This window comes from Amycolatopsis sp. PS_44_ISF1 (assembly GCF_032335455.1).
Taxonomy (GTDB): domain Bacteria; phylum Actinomycetota; class Actinomycetes; order Mycobacteriales; family Pseudonocardiaceae; genus Amycolatopsis.
Window position 1 is genome coordinate 1,823,142 of record NZ_JANUXO010000002.1, and the last position, 18,301, is coordinate 1,841,442.

At 68.1% G+C, this 18,301-nt stretch carries 15 protein-coding genes; 12 read left to right on the forward strand and 3 right to left on the reverse strand.

What is annotated here, in order from left to right; genetic code table 11:
- The first annotated feature begins 46 nt into the window (after positions 1-46).
- From NYF13_RS22500 to NYF13_RS22520, 5 genes are all read left to right on the forward strand, one after another.
- The gene (locus NYF13_RS22500) at positions 47-1,447 is read left to right on the forward strand and encodes an aminotransferase class I/II-fold pyridoxal phosphate-dependent enzyme (protein WP_315659401.1); all 1,401 of its coding nucleotides are present in this window, start codon (positions 47-49) and stop codon (positions 1,445-1,447) included.
- The gene (locus NYF13_RS22505) at positions 1,444-2,337 is read left to right on the forward strand and encodes a hypothetical protein (protein ID WP_315659403.1); all 894 of its coding nucleotides are present in this window, start codon (positions 1,444-1,446) and stop codon (positions 2,335-2,337) included. The genes NYF13_RS22500 and NYF13_RS22505 overlap by 4 nt, the downstream gene beginning before the upstream one ends.
- A 593-nt stretch (positions 2,338-2,930) precedes the next feature.
- Complete coding sequence (locus NYF13_RS22510) at positions 2,931-3,473, forward strand: hypothetical protein (protein WP_315659405.1); 543 nt, start codon at positions 2,931-2,933, stop codon at positions 3,471-3,473.
- A gap of 181 nt (positions 3,474-3,654) precedes the next feature.
- Positions 3,655-4,845, forward strand: a complete 1,191-nt coding sequence (locus NYF13_RS22515) for a cytochrome P450 (RefSeq protein ID WP_315659407.1) — start codon at positions 3,655-3,657, stop codon at positions 4,843-4,845.
- Between the two features lie 1,395 nt (positions 4,846-6,240).
- Complete coding sequence (locus tag NYF13_RS22520; protein WP_315659409.1) at positions 6,241-6,771, forward strand: hypothetical protein; 531 nt, start codon at positions 6,241-6,243, stop codon at positions 6,769-6,771.
- Between the two features lie 194 nt (positions 6,772-6,965).
- On the opposite strand, the gene NYF13_RS22525 is transcribed toward NYF13_RS22520, so the two are convergent.
- Entirely contained in the window at positions 6,966-7,790 is an 825-nt protein-coding gene (locus tag NYF13_RS22525; protein ID WP_315659410.1) for a hypothetical protein, read from the reverse strand.
- A gap of 901 nt (positions 7,791-8,691) precedes the next feature.
- On the opposite strand from NYF13_RS22525, the gene NYF13_RS22530 reads away from it, so the two are divergent.
- From NYF13_RS22530 to NYF13_RS22540, 3 genes are all read left to right on the forward strand, one after another.
- The gene (locus NYF13_RS22530; RefSeq protein ID WP_315659411.1) at positions 8,692-9,114 is read left to right on the forward strand and encodes a hypothetical protein; all 423 of its coding nucleotides are present in this window, start codon (positions 8,692-8,694) and stop codon (positions 9,112-9,114) included.
- 61 nt (positions 9,115-9,175) lie between these two features.
- Positions 9,176-9,565 carry a hypothetical protein gene (locus NYF13_RS22535; protein ID WP_315659413.1) on the forward strand — a complete coding sequence of 130 codons (390 nt, stop codon included), beginning with the start codon at positions 9,176-9,178 and terminating at the stop codon, positions 9,563-9,565.
- 75 nt (positions 9,566-9,640) lie between these two features.
- Positions 9,641-9,928, forward strand: coding sequence for a hypothetical protein (locus tag NYF13_RS22540; RefSeq protein WP_315659415.1), 288 nt, complete (start codon positions 9,641-9,643; stop codon positions 9,926-9,928).
- A 590-nt stretch (positions 9,929-10,518) separates the two neighbouring features.
- Here NYF13_RS22540 and NYF13_RS22545 read toward each other — a convergent pair.
- The gene (locus tag NYF13_RS22545) at positions 10,519-10,968 is read right to left on the reverse strand and encodes a hypothetical protein (RefSeq protein ID WP_315659416.1); all 450 of its coding nucleotides are present in this window, start codon (positions 10,966-10,968) and stop codon (positions 10,519-10,521) included.
- Positions 10,969-11,302: 334 nt separating this feature from the next.
- On the opposite strand from NYF13_RS22545, the gene NYF13_RS22550 reads away from it, so the two are divergent.
- Genes NYF13_RS22550 through NYF13_RS22565 form a run of 4 tightly spaced genes read left to right on the forward strand, consistent with a single transcriptional unit; the run spans position 11,303 to position 14,558 of the window.
- Complete coding sequence (locus tag NYF13_RS22550; RefSeq protein WP_315659418.1) at positions 11,303-12,433, forward strand: site-specific integrase; 1,131 nt, start codon at positions 11,303-11,305, stop codon at positions 12,431-12,433.
- Positions 12,430-12,756 (forward strand): helix-turn-helix transcriptional regulator, encoded by a 327-nt coding sequence (locus tag NYF13_RS22555; RefSeq protein ID WP_315659419.1) that lies wholly within the window; start codon positions 12,430-12,432, stop codon positions 12,754-12,756. Before NYF13_RS22550 ends, NYF13_RS22555 begins: the two co-directional genes overlap by 4 nt.
- On the forward strand, positions 12,753-14,033 hold the full coding sequence (locus NYF13_RS22560; RefSeq protein WP_315659420.1) for a hypothetical protein: 1,281 nt from the start codon (positions 12,753-12,755) through the stop codon (positions 14,031-14,033). The genes NYF13_RS22555 and NYF13_RS22560 overlap by 4 nt, the downstream gene beginning before the upstream one ends.
- Positions 14,034-14,063: 30 nt before the next feature.
- Complete coding sequence (locus NYF13_RS22565; protein ID WP_315659421.1) at positions 14,064-14,558, forward strand: hypothetical protein; 495 nt, start codon at positions 14,064-14,066, stop codon at positions 14,556-14,558.
- A gap of 148 nt (positions 14,559-14,706) precedes the next feature.
- Here NYF13_RS22565 and NYF13_RS22570 read toward each other — a convergent pair whose 3' ends face one another.
- Positions 14,707-17,994, reverse strand: coding sequence for a hypothetical protein (locus NYF13_RS22570; RefSeq protein WP_315659422.1), 3,288 nt, complete (start codon positions 17,992-17,994; stop codon positions 14,707-14,709).
- Positions 17,995-18,301: the final 307 nt, after the last annotated feature.

Genomic DNA, 18,301 nt, shown 5'->3' on the forward strand with positions numbered 1-18,301 from the left:
ACCTGCATTGCACGTTTCCGCGTCAGACCTGGATCCGGGGAGCGAAATGGAGCTGAGTCCGTGGCTGGAACGGGCGACCGCGGAGATCCGGGACTGGGCGAGCAGTCACGGTCCGGTCGCGGTCCACCCGTCCCTGGGCGTGGACGAACCGGCCCTGCGGGAAGCGCTCGACGTCCTCGTCGCCCGGCTTCGCAAAAGCTACCCCTTCTTCCACCCGCGTTACGCCGGGCAGATGCTCAAGCCGCCCCATCCGGTGGCCGTCGTCGGCTACGTGGCGGCGATGCTGATCAACCCGAACAACCACGCGCTGGACGGTGGTCCCGCCACCTCCGCGCTGGAGACCGAGGCGGTCGGACGGCTGGCGGCCATGTTCGGCCTGGAGAACCATCTGGGTCACCTCACCAGCAGCGGCACCATCGCCAACCTGGAAGCCCTGTTCGTCGCCCGTGAGTGCCACCCGGGTGCGGCGGTGGCGCTCAGCACGGAGGCGCACTACACCCACGCCCGCATGTGCCACCTCCTGGGACTGCCCACCCGCGCGGTGGCGGCGGACGCGCACGGCCGGATGGACCCGGCCGCCCTGGCGGAGGTACTGGCCACCGGCGACGTGGGGACCGTGGTCGCCACGGCCGGAACCACCGGGCGGGGCGCGGTGGACCCGGTGCACGAGATCCTCGCTCTCGCCCGCGGTCACGGTGCGCGCGTGCACGTCGACGCCGCCTACGGAGGGTTCTTCACCCTTCTCGCCCAGGACGATCCCGACCACGGCCCGGCCCTGGTGGACCCGCGGCCCTGGCGCGCGCTGGCCGGCTGCGACTCCCTGGTCGTCGACCCCCACAAGCACGGCCTGCAGCCCTACGGCTGTGGTGCGGTCCTGTTCGGCGACCCGGCGGTGGCCCGCTTCTACCGGCACGACTCGCCTTACACCTACTTCAGTTCGTCCGCTCCGCACCTCGGTGAGATCAGTCTCGAGTGCTCCCGCTCGGGCGCGGCGGCCGCCGCCCTGTGGCTGACCCAGGAACTGCTGCCGCTCGACCGCGGTGGTCTCGGGGCCGTCCTCGCCGCCGGCCGCCGGGCCGCCACGAACTGGGCCCGGATGATCCAGCAGTCGCCGCACCTGGAGCTGTTCCAGCCGCCGGACCTCGACATCGTGACGTACTTCCCCCGGTCCCCCACGCCGTGGACCGGTACGGCCGCCCTCAGCGCCGCGAGCACCGATGTCCTCGACCGCGGCATGAAGGCCGAGGACCCCGTGTACCTGAGCACCCTGCGGGTCGAGGCCGGCGCCTTCGCCGCCCGCCACCCCGCGATCCCGGTCGACGGCAGCGAGGTGACGGTGCTGCGCAGCGTCCTGATGAAACCCGAGGCCGAGCCCTACCTGGATCACCTCCACCAGCGGGTGGAGCACCTGGTGCGGCAGCACCACCAGGACCGGGTGAAACCGTGAACGCGCCCGGGGAGCCCCACCCGGTCGGCCTTCCCGAGGATTCCCGGGTTCCCGGCCGCGGGCGGCTCGCCGGCCGCGCCGACTATGAGCGTTACTTCGCCATCGTCCGGGGCCGGCCGGACCTGCTGGACTGGACCAGAACCTGCCTCGACCTCCAGGACCAGGTCGTCGGCGACCTCGCCCGCACCGGGCTGGACCCCGCCGAACAGGACCGGCTCCGCTCCGGCCTCGCCGCGGTCAACCGGGCCGCCCTGACCGCATGGGCCGGGACCACCCCACCCGGTGACCGCGAGCCGGACGAGACCACGCCGCACCCCGGCCTGCACCGCTGGAAACGCGGGCACCAGCTCTTCCACCTGCTGCTGGTCCAGATGTGTACCACCCTCGAGGGCGCCCTCGACCCGCTCGGGGCCGCGCAGTGGAGCCGGCTGGCCCGGCTGGTCGACGACGTCACCGTCCTGCTCGACGCCGCCACCGCCGCCATGTCCTACGCCGCCTCCTTCGCCCCCGACGCCTACCGCGACGAGATCCGCCCCACCATGGAGCCTCCCCACCTGCCCCCTGGCCTGTCCGGCACCCTCAACGCCGAGCACCGCGCCATGACCCGTCTCCTGCGGGACCTGCTGAAGCAGCTCACCGCCACCCGGGACGACCCCGGCAGCGATCCGCTGCCCGCCTGCCTGGACGAGGCAGTCGAGCGCCTGCGGGCCGCCCAGCGACGCAACTGGGACAACCACGCCCGGATCTGCTCCCGGTGCGTCCCCGATGGCAGCTCCCTCCTGCGGTCGATACGGACCGGCTCCCAACCGAAGCCGCCCCTCGACCCGGCCGGAAAGCCCCCCGCCCACAGCCCCGGCCGCGACGCCACCGCGGACGGCAACCACGAATGAACCGCGCACCGGCCTGGCAGCGCACCTTCTCCGGGCGGTGCGTCAGCCTACGGCAGGCTCACCGTCCTGGCTGTCTCCCGCGGCACTCAACGCCCTGTCCGCCGTTTCCCGCCCGTAGGCGCCCCCCGTCGAGCACCATGAGCGACGACATCACGAGTCCGCGCACGCATTGCCGTTTCCGATGTCACCCGAAAAGACCTGCGACACGCACGATGCGCTGAAAAAAATGCCCACTTCAGTCACGCGGCTTTAGTCCGTAACCCATGAATGGAATATTCGGCATTTGATCAAGCTAAAACCGATGCGTGTAGGAACCCCGCGGTCCCGGCTCGATATCAAGTCCCACTCTGTAGTGCATCGTTGCTGTTGAACGGATGCGCGCCGTGCACGCGACGGTGCACGATCTGCCCAATCGCCGAGCACTGCTGCCCCTACGGTCGGCGCCACCGAATTCGCATCCATTGGCGTATTGCCATAATCCGGAAGCGGGAGGAATCTGGGGTTGGCCCTAACCGGCCTTCCCGTTCCCTCGGTCTGGTGGCGCCGCCGACGCCGCTTCCCGTTCATTTCGTCCGCCCGATAGGAGTACACCCATGCATCGCACTGCCCGCCGGTCCGTCGCCGGCCTGAGCGCTCTCGCTCTGGCCGCCGCTGCCGGGATGTGGGTTTCCCCCGCCTCTGCGGCCCCCATGGCCCATCCCGCGCTGTCCCTGCTGAGCTGTACAACCCACGGTACGGTGACCTTCCACCCCTCGATCACCGTCGGCAGCCAGCTGATTAACTTTACCTACACAGCGACCTCCTTCACCGGCTGCACGGGGACGACAGCACTTCGGCCCATCTCCGTCACGGCGACTGGTACCGAGCACGCCCAGTGCACCGGCGCGACCACCGACCACACTGCGACCGGGCACTTCAAGTGGTCCGACGGAACCACGAGCACGGCCGCGGGCGGGGAGACCGCGGAGACCAAGACCGGTGGTTCCGGCACCGAAGACCTCCCCGGCACCATCACCTCGGGCACCTTCGCCGGCCACATGACCGGCTTCGTCGGCACGACCACCGACGCCACCACCTGCTCGGCCGCCACCCCCGAGCCGAACGCTACCGTCGACGCGCTGCTCACCATCATCTGATCAAGCACCGCTGACACACATCCCCGCGCCTGGCCCCTTCGCAGCAGAATTCCCGGCTCCTGCGCCACAACACCACCGCGTCACAAAACTACTGCGGCGCAGGAGTCGGCCGCCCGGGATCCACGTGTCCGGCCGAGTATCTGGCGCCCACAGGCGAGTTCTCCCCTGAGTGAGGTCGGAGATGACCACCCCAGAACCAGGCCCCGCGCCCTACCCCTTCGACCACAACCCCGGTCTCCGCATCGCCGCCGACTACGCCCGAGCCCAGCAACGCGACGGACTGCTACGCGTCCGCCTGGCCCACGGCGAACCGGCCTGGCTGGTCACCCGCTACACCGACGCCCGCCAGGTCCTCGGCGACCGGCGCTTCAGCCGCTCCGACGCGCAACACCCCGGCGAACCACGCACCTCACCGGTACGACGCCGAAGCGGCCTGCTGGGCATCGACCCACCCGACCACACCCGGCTGCGCACCCTGATCACCCCAGCCTTCACCACACACCGAATCGAAAACCTCCGCCCCCAGGTCCGCCGCATCGTCCACGAATTCCTCGACCGGATGGACACCACCGGCCCACCAGCCGACCTCATCGAACACTACGCCCTGCCCATTCCGGTCACCGTCATCTGCCGCATCCTCGGCGTCCCCGAAAAGGACCACCCCCGCTTCCGGCGCTGGAGCGAAGAAGCCCTCACCACCAGCGGCATGACCCAACCCGAATACGACACCGGCCAAAACGAGCTCCACGCCTACATGTCCGAACTGATCCACCACCGCCGCCGCCACCCCCGGCCCGACCTGATCACCACCCTCACCGACGCCCACGACACCGGCCACCACCTCAGCGAACCCGAACTCGTCGACCTGTGCGTCAACCTGCTCGTGGCCGGACACGAAACCACCGTCAGCCAAATGGCCAACTTCGTCCACGTCCTGCTCGACCACCCCGCCCAAGCCCGCCGCCTCCGCGAAAACCCAGCCCTCATCCGCACCGCCGTCGAAGAACTCCTGCGCTTCGTACCCCTCACCAACGCCGCGAGCTTCCCGCGCTACGCCACCGAAGACATCACCATCGGCGGCACCCTCATCCACGCCGGCGAACCCGTGCTCGTCGCCTCCGGAGCCGCCAACCACGACCCCCGCCACTTCACCCAGCCACACCACCTCGACCTCACCCGCACCGAAACCCCCCACCTCGGCTTCGGCCACGGCATCCACCACTGCATCGGCGCCCCCCTCGCCCGCCTCGAAATCACCGAAGCCCTCCCCGCCCTACTCACCCGCTTCCCCCACCTCCGCCTCACCGGCAACACCACCTGGCGCAACCAAGCACTCGTACGCGGACCCCGCACCATGCCCGTCACCTGGTAAACGTGCGACACCGCGGACAACGCCGATTGTCGGGCCGGCCGCGCGGCCATCGGGCAACGGGGGCACCCGAAAGGGGGCCCGTCGCGATCGGGACTGGCGGTGCAGGCGGTGGGCCACCTGCAGACGAGAGACTCACCGAGCAGGTGTAAAGAGCCGATCAGGCTGGGGTGTCGTATGAGGTGCCGGGCTTACGAATTACCGGCGCGCTTCCGCGGATCTGCGTGTGAGCCCGCACACGGTCGGCCGAGACCATCGGAGAGAGAGGTTCGGATCGGGGCTGGACGGCCCGCAAGTACCGGATCGGCGAAAGCCATCGTGAAGGACCGGGCGCCTGGAGGGCTAGGCCCCGGCCACGGACAGTCGGCAAGAGGAGAAATCAGTGCGGGTCTTGACCTAGAACCCCGGTTCGTGCAGCTATGGATCTCGCTCCACATCGGCTTCGCCTCGATGGCCACCGATACGGGTTTGTCGGGCCGGCAACGGGCCAGATCGGCCACAGCGGTGCGGACCGCGACGCGGCTGACGCCGTATTCACGGGTCGGCGTGGTGATTTCAGCGCCGTCACAATAGGACTGCCCGGCCACCCGGTGACACCAGGCTGAGCCAGCCGCAGCCCAGAGGTCGCGCTGGCGGCATGGTCGGCAGCGAGCCCATCACAGGTAAGTTCGTGCCACAGGTCGCGCCGGACATGCCCCACCGAGACCAGCACGTCGATCAGGTTCGTTGTGGTCGCGTCGCCGACCCCAACGAACGAATGCAGGCCACCAGGCCAGCACACCGAGACGACCACTACCCCGGCGAATCCGGCCGCCCACGTGTGACAACAGGTGCTGGCGGGTGCCGCCCGCCCAGTGGGAGTGATGTTTCTGGGCTAGGCCCAGGATGGCGCAGAGGTACGGGCGATGGTTGGCACGGCTGGTGGCGCATCGTGAGGGATGTTGTCTGTGTGGTGCCTGAGGATGTCGCGCCTGACCCGCAAGCCCCAGGCACTGGCCGGCTCCTGACGCAACGTTCAACGGATCGAAGTGCCCGAAGCCACGGGCGAGCTGGCCCTGACCATCATCGTCTAGTCGATGTTCGCCGGAGGACTGCCCCAACCGGGGGTGCAGGACATGGAGACCAGCGGATCCCCTTACCGGCACGTCTCTGCCGGTCAACGCCGATGCTGTCGCCGGCGAGGGGGTTCCGTTCTAACCTCCACCCCCGTATGAACCCCTGTTGGTACCCCCAACGGACCCCCCAATGGATCCTCGCCTGTCGCCGTCCCGGCAATACCTGACCGCAGACGTCAGCGACATCGGGAACCACGACGGTAGCCGGTTCGTTACGGTTCCTCGGGGCGTTGTGCAGCGCTCCCGCTGTGATCACATGTCGCCGACGGGAGAAGTAGCCCGAGTGAAAAACTTCGACGAGCCCAGCCCGGATGTCACCGAGGACGCGTTGCACCTCGATGATCTGTTCATGCTGCTGGACTACTACACCCTGCCCGGCGGGGACGACTGGCCGCAGCGGTTCCCCGGCTTCCCCGAGTACGTGATCGACTGCTACCGCCGCTACGCCAGCTTCCCGTTCCGCGTCGGCGAGACCCGCGGGTCCTTGCCTGACGAGGCGCGGATGCTTGCCGAGCAATGTCTGTCGCTGCTCGACCCGGACAGCGAGGCACTGCACGAGGAGATCGGGAATCTGCTGGATGCGGTGATGTCGCGGGTGGCGAACCGGCGCGTGTTCGCCCGGCGCTGGCTGGAGGACGTGCTGGCGACGTCCTGGCGGATCTGGGTCGCCACGCAAGCCCACGACGCGCGGTACCGGTACTTCCACCACGACGACGAGCCCGAGCTGCACCGCCGTCACGTGCCGACCAGCGACGGGTCGCTGACGGAGAAGTACCACCGCCAGGTCGAAAAGCAGCGAGCCCGCGACATGTGATCATCGGGCTTCGGCGAGCACCTTTCGCAGCGCTTCTGCGTCGCACCGGTAGGCCTCGATACCCACACCTGAGGTCCTCTTGCGCTCGCCCCCGCGCGCTCCCGGAGTACAGCCGGGCGGGCGAACCCCGGCGGGCGGCCGGGCGGCCGGCAGAATCCCGTCCCACCGGCCGCCACCACGCTATCGGGATCCGGTCAGTACCGGATACGCACCGCACCTATTCGGCCATCCGTGGAAGCCCCGCCGCCGGCTCCGGCGCTCTGACCATCCACCACAGCCGCCGCACCGCCTCTGCCGTCAACGGTGCCACTGCCGGCTGTGCCGTTACCCCCGGAGGCGCCCGAGGCGCTGACGCTTGCCCCGCCGCCGGAGACTGCCACACACGTACCGGCCAGGCCCCCACCGCCCCCGCCACCGTCACCCGTACTCGAGGAAGTGCCCGCACCTCCGCCGGCGCCACCGCCGCGGCCACCACCACCGCCGATACCGCTGTCCGGGTCCAGGATATTTCGCCTGTCGGCGGCACCGCCGCCGCCACCACCACCGGGAGCGTTGATCATGAACAGCAGCGTCCCCCCGACCGTGGTCGCCGCGCCACCGCCACCGCCACCGCCACCGGTAGCTCCGGTGCCCGAGCCGACGAGGCCACCGGCGCCGCCGTTCTGCCCGTTGTTGAGGGCCGAGTCGCCGGCGCCGCCCAAACCGCCGATCGGGCCTCTTGCGACCCTGCCTGATGCGCCGACGTAGAACGGGATGCTCAGAGCGGTGCTGTGGGCGGCCAGCTGCACCGTGCAGGACACCGCGCCGCCCGCGCCCGCGCCCCCGGCACTGTATGTGCGATCACCGCTGGGGGCACCGCCGGCGGCGCCGGCCCCCCACGCGGTGACCGTGATCGTGGTGACACCCGCCGGGATCGACACCGACCCGGCTCCGGACGCGGTAAAAGTGTGGTCGTAAGCGGCGTAGGCCGCCGGTGCCAGCCCCACTCCAGCCAACCCCACCGACGACACCACCGCCACCACACCACCCAGGCACCGCACCACCGGCCGTCTGCGGACCTCACCACTCTCACTACTGCCGGGTTCGCAGGACTTCGCGTCAGACTCAGAACGGGACATCGCAGTTTCCCTTCGCTCGTAACCACCCGGCGGACACCGGGAGCGACGGGCCCGCAACGTCAGGAACCACGCGTGACACATGAACGACTGACATGATCACCGGCTGTTACAGGTCTCACCCCAGTGTGGTCCTTTCTTCCGCGCCACGACCATCACCCATTCGAGGTTCGGCCCGTCGCGTCCGTGTCTTCCGGGCACACTGGAGCTTCCTGTCCGTCATCGACGCTGACGCAAAGTGAGATGCTGCATGGAGCAGCCGAGCGGGGACAACGGGAACTTCTTCCACGTTCCGGACGGAGCCCCGGACGACGCCCGACCACTACGACCTGACCGCGCTGATCTCCGGAATGGCGGTCAACGAATGCCAGCATGAGATCGCGAAGGCGACGACACAGCCATGTGACGAAAAGCGAGTGGCGTGCTCAGCAGCCGGACGTCAGCGACGAGGGCGTGCTGCTCGCGCTTCCGGTGACCGCCCGCCGAACGTCGCCGCCGGCGACACCGCGGCCTGATCGTGCGCGGCATAAGCACTTTCTTCCTCAGAGGCCGTCTATGAACCGACGTCCATAGTGGACTCGGCACGACTCGGTGCCCACATCGGGCGATGGTGATCATGTCGGGGTTTCTTTTGGAGACGGGGCGCGGTTGATCCGTGAGGGTGGTGCCCATCGATCGCTGTGTGGCCGTAGGGGTGAACGGGACATACTGGGCGTCGGCGGATCGGTTCGGGATCGGGGAGGGCAGAAGCGTGAGAATGCCGGGATGGCGTCGGCGGCGGCACCGCCCTTCGAGGCAGAGCGTCGTGGCTGTCCTGGAGTCGCTGGAGCTGCCCGCTTCGGCCCAGTCCATCACGGCGGCGATTGACGCGGCCCGAGGCCTGACTGACGAGCCTGACTCAGCCGGGACATCGGTTCGCCTCGTCAGAAAGGTGCTCAGGCAGCTATTCCACGAGGAATGGGCCATGCGCCTGACCGCCAACCGGTGGTACGGCTGCGGCGTGTACGTCCGCGCGGACCCTGACGGTGCCAAGCTGTGGTGGCCGGCGCACAAGTGGCGTCGAGTGCGTGATGACCGCCTTGACCAGCGCGCGAAGAGGGGGCCCACGGACATGGAGATACCTGTGGGCGAGGCCCGGAGCGAGCTGGCCAAGGCGGTCGATTTCTCCATCGAGGCCGACCGTGCCTATTACAAGGCCCGCAGGCGCTATTTCGGCCCCAACGGGTAGTCGAGAACCACTCACCGTATGGCGCTGGGATCTGACCGGGCGTGCTGTCACCGTGGAAGTCATGGACGCTGGCCCGGAGCCGAGCTTGTTCCCCGAGCTGTCCCCGATCGCACGGACCGAGGGCGGGCTGGGCGTGTTCCGGCGCCGCACCCGCCACACCCGCCCCACCGGCGTTGCGGAGCCGGCGGTCTGGGCCGCGGCGCACCCGGGCGCCCGCGGCCGCGCCCCCTCAGGCACTGTCCACGAGGTCAACGACCAGTGGCTGCCCGCCTGCGGAGCCGCGATCGGTGGCTGGGACTTCCGGGACCGGCTGCAGGCCACCGACGAGGAGATCACCTGCGGCCGCTGCCTGGAGGGTGCGGCCCGGCGCACGCCTCCGCCCGGCCAGCTGGAGCTGATCGCGCTGCCCGAACTCGCCCGGCTCCGTCCGGGAAGCCGCCTGCGGCGCTGACCCCGGACATGCTCGATGGCCCGTCCGCCGGAGCCCCGGTGGACGGGCCATCGACCAGCCGGGGGCGCCCGGTCGGTGACCGCCCTGCTGGCCGGTGCCCGGTTCGTGACCGGGCCCGGTGTCGCGGACGGTGATGTGCACCGGGCCGACGTCGATCCGGGCGATCCCGGCCACGAGAATCGTGCCGGTGGCCAACGTCGTGAGCGCGTCGGCGACGGCCACGACACGCAGGCAGGCAGTGCCGCTGGTCAGCATCTGACTAGCGAAGCCGAGCAGCCCGCACCGCTCGCCGAACCGCTCATCCCGCCCTGCCCTACCCTGCTGCGGATTGTGACGGGGGCGAAATCGCCGCCGGTCGTCTGACAGGTGCGGGTCGCCGTTGCGTGCTGGCACCCCGTGTTTTCCGGGTCGGAGGGTCACTCTCGTTCCTCTCGACCGATGTCGGGGGCCTGCCCGGCCGGTCACGCTTTCCACGGCAATCCTCCGGCCGGGCAGGCCGTTCACAGGTGACGTCGGCGACCGGGACGACGACGTCCCCGGGGCGCTCACCCCGGGGACGTCCACCGCCGCCCACGTCGCAGGCGTCATGGCCGATTCTAGGGCCCGCGCACACGGTCCGGAGAACTGTGCGTCAGCCGGTACCCACGAGGCGGAAAGCGGCACCGGCACGTACGTGCGACCGATCACCCCAACAGCGTGATTCACGTTTGGTTTCCCACGTCAGAGCTGTGGTGCATGCGCTGATGCACGTGCATTTTAAGGGCTGAATGAGTGAATTTGCGTACGAGTTCGAACCCGAAAAGCAGAGCGACGACCGGCCAGCAGGGGCGGTTGCACGGTGATCATCGTGCCACTGCTCATCCTGCTGACCACCCTCGCTGATCAGTTCTGCTCCTTGATCAGCTAAAACGCGCGACCCCCGCTAGAGAATCGCGCGACCGCGGGGTCGGCCGTCACAGATCTATACGACACCCTCGTCGACCCCGAAGCACCCTGGCGCAAGAACACCTGACCAGCGCGTTCACCACCTCATTGCCCCTTCCGCTCGTATCCCGGCGGCCCACCACCCAGAGCTGATCCGGGAGCCGGGTCGAGAACGAGGATCTGAGCTGCAGGCTGTGGCCCTCGCCTTCGGCGAGATCGATTCGGCGGGGCACATCCCTGGCCAGGTCCTCAGGGTGGCCGGCCAGGTTCAGCGTCACACCGGTGGCATCGGCGTCACCGGTGTTGACCAGGCGAAACCTGACGCCCCCCACTGGCTTCAACTCGAAGTCAGGCGCACGCTTCGCTTCGGCATCCTTGCGATCCTGACGCCGATCCAACCGTCTGGACACACGCCCGAGCAGAAACGCGACAACGGCGGTAACGCCGATCTTGACCAGGTCAAACCAGTTCCACATCACCAGGCAATCTTGACGCCCGGATCACGATCCGCCGTGCACCCACGCCGACATCCCGCGCGTATCCCGACGGTCCCCGCAGTGGCCCCTTTCTTGGGTATTCGGGAACCGCCGCATATCGCATCGGATGCGCATTAGCGACACTGTGAGACCCGTGATCCGGTGGGTGAGAAACCCGGACTTGAGCTGCGGATCGTGTCGACGCCGAACCTACCGGCCCGGACGGCGTCGAGGCCGCCGGGCTATTGGACAACCCCTGATTGAGCAGGGTGAACACCTCGTCGTTCGCACCGGATGCGAATATTTCGCATCTAATGCGAACGACGGAGAGTGATAGATGGCGGGTCGACAGGATCGGTTACCAGGTGCCGCGCGGCTCCAGCTCACCGACGGGGTCGCGCTTTTCCGCCCGGAGGAGCAGGTGTTCGAGGCGATGCTGGACGGCTGGAGGAACCAGCAGCTCGCTCGGAATCTGGCGTTCTCCACGATCGACAAGCGGCAGAGACGCCTGCGTGCGTTCGTCGAGCACGCCCAGGCGTGGCCGTGGCAGTGGACGCCCCAGCTGGCGGACGAGTGGTTCGGTGACCTGCGGGCGGTTCGGCGGTGCGCGCAGTCGACGCTGCGGTCTTATCAAGACGCGTTGCGGTCGTTCGGGCACTACGTGACCGACCCGGCCTACGGCTGGCCGGAGGTGTGTGAGCAGCGGTTCGGCACCTATCCGGTGCAGGTCGTGCACGAGTGGAACGCGGCCGTCCACGTGCAGGACGCGGAAGCGCAACCGGAGAAGCGTGCGTTCACGATCGACGAGCTGCAGGATTTCTTCGACTACGCCGACGAGCAGGTCACGGTCGCTCGTGACCGCGGCCGCAAGGGCTGGCTGCCGGCGTTCCGCGACGCGACGCTGTTCAAGACCGCCTACGGCTACGGGCTGCGGAGCAACGAAACCCGGATGCTCGACCTCGCCGATATCGGCCCGAACCCGCATGGGCCGGAGTTCGGCGATTGCGGTCTGGTGGACGTCCGGCACGGGAAGGCGAAGAAGGGGTCGCCGCCGAAACGGCGCAGCGTCGCGACCGTCTGGACCTGGACCGCCGACATTCTCGACGAGTGGATCACCGAATTCCGGCCCCGGCTTGCGATTCCGGGGAGTCGAGCACTCTGGCCATCCGAGCGTGGGCCTCGCATCGGGCTGCAGCAGATCAACTCCCGGTTCGCGACTTACCGCGACGCTCTGGGGCTCGATCCCGGTCTCGATTTCCACGGGCTACGACGTTCCTACGTCACCCATCTCATCGAGGCTGGCTACGACCCGTTCTTCGTCCAGCAGCAGGTCGGCCACGAGCATTCGAGCACGACCTCGATCTACACCTGCGTCTCCTCGGACTTCCGCATCCGCACAGTGCGCCGCGCCATCGACCAGACCCTCAACGCCGCCCTCACCCTCGACCCCACCCGGAGGAACCGATGAAACGCCAGGTCAGCTACAAGTGGCGGCTACGCGAGGTCATGGCCGCGCACGGCATGTTCACCATCAGCGACCTCGTCGAACCGCTCGTCGACCGCGGCATCACCCTGTCGGTCTCCCAAGTCCACCGGCTCGCCACCGGAACCCCCGAACGCCTCTCGCTGCCGGTGCTGGCCGCGCTTTGCGACATCTTCGCCTGCACACCGGCCGACCTGATCGCGACCAAGGCCGAGACCACGGCCGTCCGCAAGACCGCCACCGACGACGGGGTGGTCAATCTCAACGCCGCCCGGCCTAAGCGAGCACGCCTGCGCCCCGAGTCGTGACCCCCACCAGCCCACTGAGCTGCGACAACTGCGGCACCGAAGGACGCCGATACCGGCGAGGGCTCTGCGGTCCGTGCGCACTGGCCGAAGACCTGGACGCGGTGCTCGACGACGGATCCGGACAGATCCGCCCGGAGTTGCTGCCGTTCCGGGACGGCATGGCGGCCATGCGCAACCCGCGCGCCGGCGTGAGCTGGCTGACCCGCCCGCACGTCGCGCAGATGCTGCGGACACTGGCGAGACCGGAAACACCGCTCACGCACGAAACGCTGGACGGCATGACACCGTGGCGATCGGTCGCCTATCTGCGGAATTTGCTGATGAAGCACGGGGTTCTGCCACGGATCGATCGTCATTTGGTCCTCTTCGGACGGTGGCTGGCCGAGCGCTTGAAGGAGCTCGAAGAGCCCGAGCACCGCATGCTCGTGGAACGCTTCGCCTCCTGGCACGTCCAGCGGCGGCTACGCGCGTTCGCCGACCGCGGTCCGGTCACTGAGCAACAGACTCAGCAAGCCCGCGCAGAGGTCCGACTGGCAGCCGGTTTCCTGGCTTGGCTGCATCAGCGCGACCGGCGTCTGGCCACCTGCCGCCAAGCCGACGTCGACGCTTGGTACGCCCAGGGCTACATCGCCCGCCGGCTCACCCAGGCATTCCTGCGCTGGGCCATGAGCAACAAACTGCTGGTCAAGGTGACGATCCCGCACCGCAGCACGGCCAGCCCGGCGCCACTGCCCCAGCGCCAACGCCTTGCCATGATCCGCACGCTGCTCACCGATGACACAATCCCGCTGCTCACCCGCGTCGCCGCGCTGCTCATGCTGCTTTACGCCCAGCCCTTCACCCGCATCCTGAAACTCACCCTCGACGACGTGCTCGACGCCGACGGCGAGCTCAGCATCCGCCTCGGCGACCCGCCCATCCCGATTCCCGAGCCGTTCGCGAGCCTCCTGCGTCAGCACCTGGAGCAGCGGCTCAACCTCAGCACCGCCACCAACCGCGACGCCCGCTGGCTCTTCCCCGGCCGCCGCGCCGAACAGCCGATGGTTGTCAGCACGCTCGAGATCAGGCTGCGCCAGCACGGCATCCCAGCGCTCACCGGTCGCACCGCCTCGCTGCGCCAGCTCGTTCGCCAAGCACCAGCACCAGTCGTGGCCACCATGCTCGGCTACACCCACGACCACGCCGCTCACACCGCTATAACGGCAGGGACCACCTGGAGCCGCTACGCCCCGGGCAACCACACACGGTTGCAAAGCAGCAGAACTGGCGGCAGTTGAATCCACGAGGTCACCAGGTTGCCGCCCCTGGTGCGCGACACTCGGCTCCTGCTGCCCGACGAGCCGTTCTCTGCCCTCGATGCGCTCGCCCGAACCATGATGCACGCTCTGCTCCGGCAACTCGTCGACGCGCACCACCCGACTGTCCTGCTGATCACCCGCGACGTCGACGAGGCAATCCTCCTGGCCGACCGCGCGGTCGCTATGCGATCCCGCCGGCGCGCCGCCGAACACCGCGTCGACTTCGACGGCGGACGCAGCCGCCGCATCCCTGCGTTCGACGACCTGCGTCACCGCCTGCTCGCTCAACTCGGCGTCACCGAACTGGGCGAAACCTGGTCAACGCCGACGTGCTCGCTATCCGGCGGCGGCCGTCGCGACGAGACCGCCCTACCGCGGCGGCCAGGCCGGCGGCTTCGCCGAACTGGCGGCCAAAGGCTACTGCGGCACCAGCGGCGTCGCGACGACCGCCGGAGTCACGCACTGGTTCGTGCGGCCGGAGGACCACCAGCGGGCTGCCGCTGAGCGACATGTACACGCGGGCGGTCCCGCCGATCCTTGGTATCCGTGCAGAATCGATCACCTCGCAGAAACACATTCGTTGTATCCGATTCAGGCGAGCGGATCACCCCGGGCGCACGGGCAGTTCGGCTGCGGCAGCGTCGGGGCAGAGTCAGCCGGTCAGAACGGCGAACCCGTCGAGGGTGGCGTAGCCACCGGACAGCTTGGTCACCGTAATGGTGTGGTCGCCCGCGACGAGTCCGGTGACGGCGAAAACCGTCGCCGCTGCGTGACGCCGACCATCGGCAGGCACGGTATGCACAACCTGACGTGCTCCACCGTCGATGCTGATGCCCAGGTCGCCCTGATCGATGTACTGCTCCCCGAACACCTGCACGCCGGTGCCGGTGAAGCTGAGCGCCGATGTGGACCCGTCTGCGGTGGCGAAATGTAAGTCATCCTGGTAATCCCCGAGACCGCGGCCGCCCTGGCGGATAAAACCGCGGTATAAGATCGCCGGATCACTGTTGTCCAGCCGGGTCGCGTTGTTGAGGATGTCGAATCCGTCGAGCGTCGCGTAGGTACCCGTCAGCTTTGTGACGGTGATGTCATGCGCGCCGAGGGTGAGGCCGGTAACCCCAAATAGTGCAGTGTTGCTGTGCCGCTGGCCGTCGGTCGACCGGGTGTCCACCCGCTGCTGTGGTCCGCCATCGATGCTGATCCCGAGATCTCCTTGGTCGCTGTACAGTTCGCCGCGAACGCGTACGCCGGTGCCGAGGAACCGGAAGGTCGCGGTGGAGCCGTCGGTAGTGGCGAAGTGCAGGTCGTCGCCAAGGTCGCCTAGCCCGCGGCCGCGTTGATAGGTGAACCCGCGGTAGCCGATCGCATGGTCGGTGTCGTCAATGCGGGAGGCGGCGGGTGGCTGGGTGCCGACCTGGATAAGGGCAGGGCGAGAGCTGATGATTCCGTTCTGCTCGGTGGTCAGCGTCTGACCGCCTGTGGGAAGTACCGCTTTCGGACAGGTCCAGAAGGCGGCAGCATTCACCGTCGCCACGCATACTGGTTGAGAGGAGGCAGAACTGGTGACGGTCACGACGGTGCCCGGAGCGCCGCTTCCGGTGACCGGGGTCGTTGCGCTGACCCCGGTTACGCCATCACCCGGGTTGATCATCGTGGCGGGTACGCCGATGGTCAGATCCGTCGCAGTTGTCCCAGCGGCGACCGGGACGGTGAGGAACCCGCCGGACATGTACTGCACGCCAGTCGCCCTCACGCCCTTGACGTATACGGGGGTGCCGGCCGAGAAACCGTTGCCGCCCACCAGGACGGTCGTTGCTGTGACCGCGGGCGAACTGTACGCGATCCGCGAGCCGGCTGCCGCTGTCAGGTAGCGGTATTCCGGGCGGACCCCGGCTGCGCTCAGCACCCCGGCAGGTACCGTGTCGGGACCCGGGGTGGCCGAAATCGTCGTATTGTTATTGGCGCTGGAGTCGACCGGCGGGTTGCACGGATAATACTCCCAGCGTGCGGAGAAGTAGTTGCCAATGGTCCGAAGGTGACCGGTGGGGCTGCAGCCACCCTGGGCGGATTCGCCGGCACTGAACGCGACGTTGCCTTGCCAAGTGATCCACTCGGCTCCGGCGTCGTCATAATAGGTGAAGTTGGTGACGTGGCTGTTGTAGGCGACGTTGCCGGTTGCCTGCAGACCGTTGGCCATGGTGCGCGCCGGGTCGATTGTCACACCGTCAGCCTGGTAGACGTAGGTCGCTTGGTGCCCTTCGACGTAGATCGCTCCGCCGTCGTGCCGCACGGTCAGGTAATCATGGATGAGGTTCTGCGAGATTGTGTTTCCGGCGTTGATATTCGTCGAGTTCTGGGGTGTGGCGGCTTGATCGACGTGACCCTGGATGACACCGGCCGTGATGCCGGTGTAGGGCAGGTCGTAAAGGTCATTGTGCGTGATGGTGGTGCCACGGGAGAACAGGAGGGTAATCCCGCAGGCCGAGGAGTAGTCGGTGCCCACAGCGTGCACGACGTTGTCGGTGACGGTAGTGCCGGTGAGAATCTCATTGGCGCCTACGGTGTCTGCCGACACTGCGGCCGGATCAGGTGTGCAGTACTGCTTGATACCAGGTGCCTGAGCGGGGTCGGTGGGCAACGGGTCGTGGGTGCAGCCCAGCAGCATGGCAGTGGATGAGATGTCGGTGAACTCGTTTCCCTGGACGAGGGTATTCACCGCGCCGTACATCAGGCTCAGCCCGGCCCCGCCGAGGTGGGTGAACCGGTTACCGCTCAGTGTGATAGCACGGGTGGCTGAGAAGGCGACGTTGGCGAGGGGCTGGGTGAGCGCCCCCCAGGGGCAGGAACCGGCGGGGGTAGAGAACGTGCACAAGCCCTGATTGTTGCTCGTCGTCATGGTCAAATTGCTTTGCACGTCGGAAAATCCGGCCGGCCCGGAGGGCGCGTTCCAGGTGGCGTGGGAGAATTGCAGCCCACTGAAGGTCAGGTCGTGCAACGGCGCAGCCAAGGTACCCGAGCCGCGCAGAAGTGACTCCAGACGCGGCAGGTCCACCTCTGCTGTCGACATCTGCTGTCCCGGCAGGGGCCGGTAATAGAGGGTGTTTCCCGCCCCGTCCAGGAACCACTGGCCGGGGCCGAGCAGGTCCCGCGCGTTGCGTACCGAAGCCGGTTTGGTGTTGATCGGCATGGACGGCAAGGCGCCACTTCCCTGGCGAAACCGAGCACGCGCGGTTACGTTGTTCCAGCATGGCTGGGTCATGGTCAACAGCTTTGTCGAGGCGTCATAGCCGGCAACCCGGCAGTGCGATTCGGTCCACGGACCGTTGCCGGCCGGGTAGTCGAACTCGACGCCGGCGACCTGCGCGGGGGACAGCGTGGCGAACCACGCTGCAGCGGTGGCGTCGCTGGCCAGTGCGTAGCCTTGGGAGGAACCGGTCCAGGCGCCGGTGAAACCGAGGTCACCCGGGGTCGCCTGAGCGACCGGTGCTTTCCGTCCGTCCACCCACAGCTGACGGGTGGCGCTGCCTGCCGGAACAGGCGCCGACCACACACCCCCAGCGTCCGCCTCGGTCCAGCCGGTGATCTGTGACGCGCCGTCAATCACCGGGTGCGCGCCCGGCGCCGCCGTCCACACGACGGGGTGGCCAGGACTTCCGGAGTCCGCAGCGGTAAACGTCCAGGTGCGACTCGGCCGAAAGGTGCCATCGGCCAGGAGGACTGTCACGTCCGCACCTGGGTGGCTTGCGACCCAGTTACGGGTGGCTGCTTGTGCACCGGTCAGGGAGCACGGCGCGGCCGGGGTGCAGTCGCTGCCGGAGCCGGCCGGGGCAGCGTAGAAGGTCGAGGTCACGGCCGCCGCCGCAGATGCGGGCGGGGCGGTGAACGAAGCCGCTGCAGCGATTGCAGCGACCGTGAGCGCAAGAAGGTGTCGTCTGTCCACGGCGCATCGTCCTTGATCATCACCTTGAAACCTTGGATGTTTGATGGGGCGAGACGATACGTGGCTCGATAAATGCAGGTCAAGCGGAACGGACATCGGATGTTTAAGCCCACCGAGGATTCACCCACATGGGTGGGTTGACGACTGGGCCCGGAGGGATCAGTCGGCGATATCGAGCAGTCGTCTTGTCCGGAGCACTGCCTGGTCGGCACGCCACGGGGGGCCGCTCAGCCGATCAAAGCGCGGCCAATCGAGCAGGTCCACTGTCACTTCACCTGCCTTGACAACCTTCGGTCGCGAAACGACG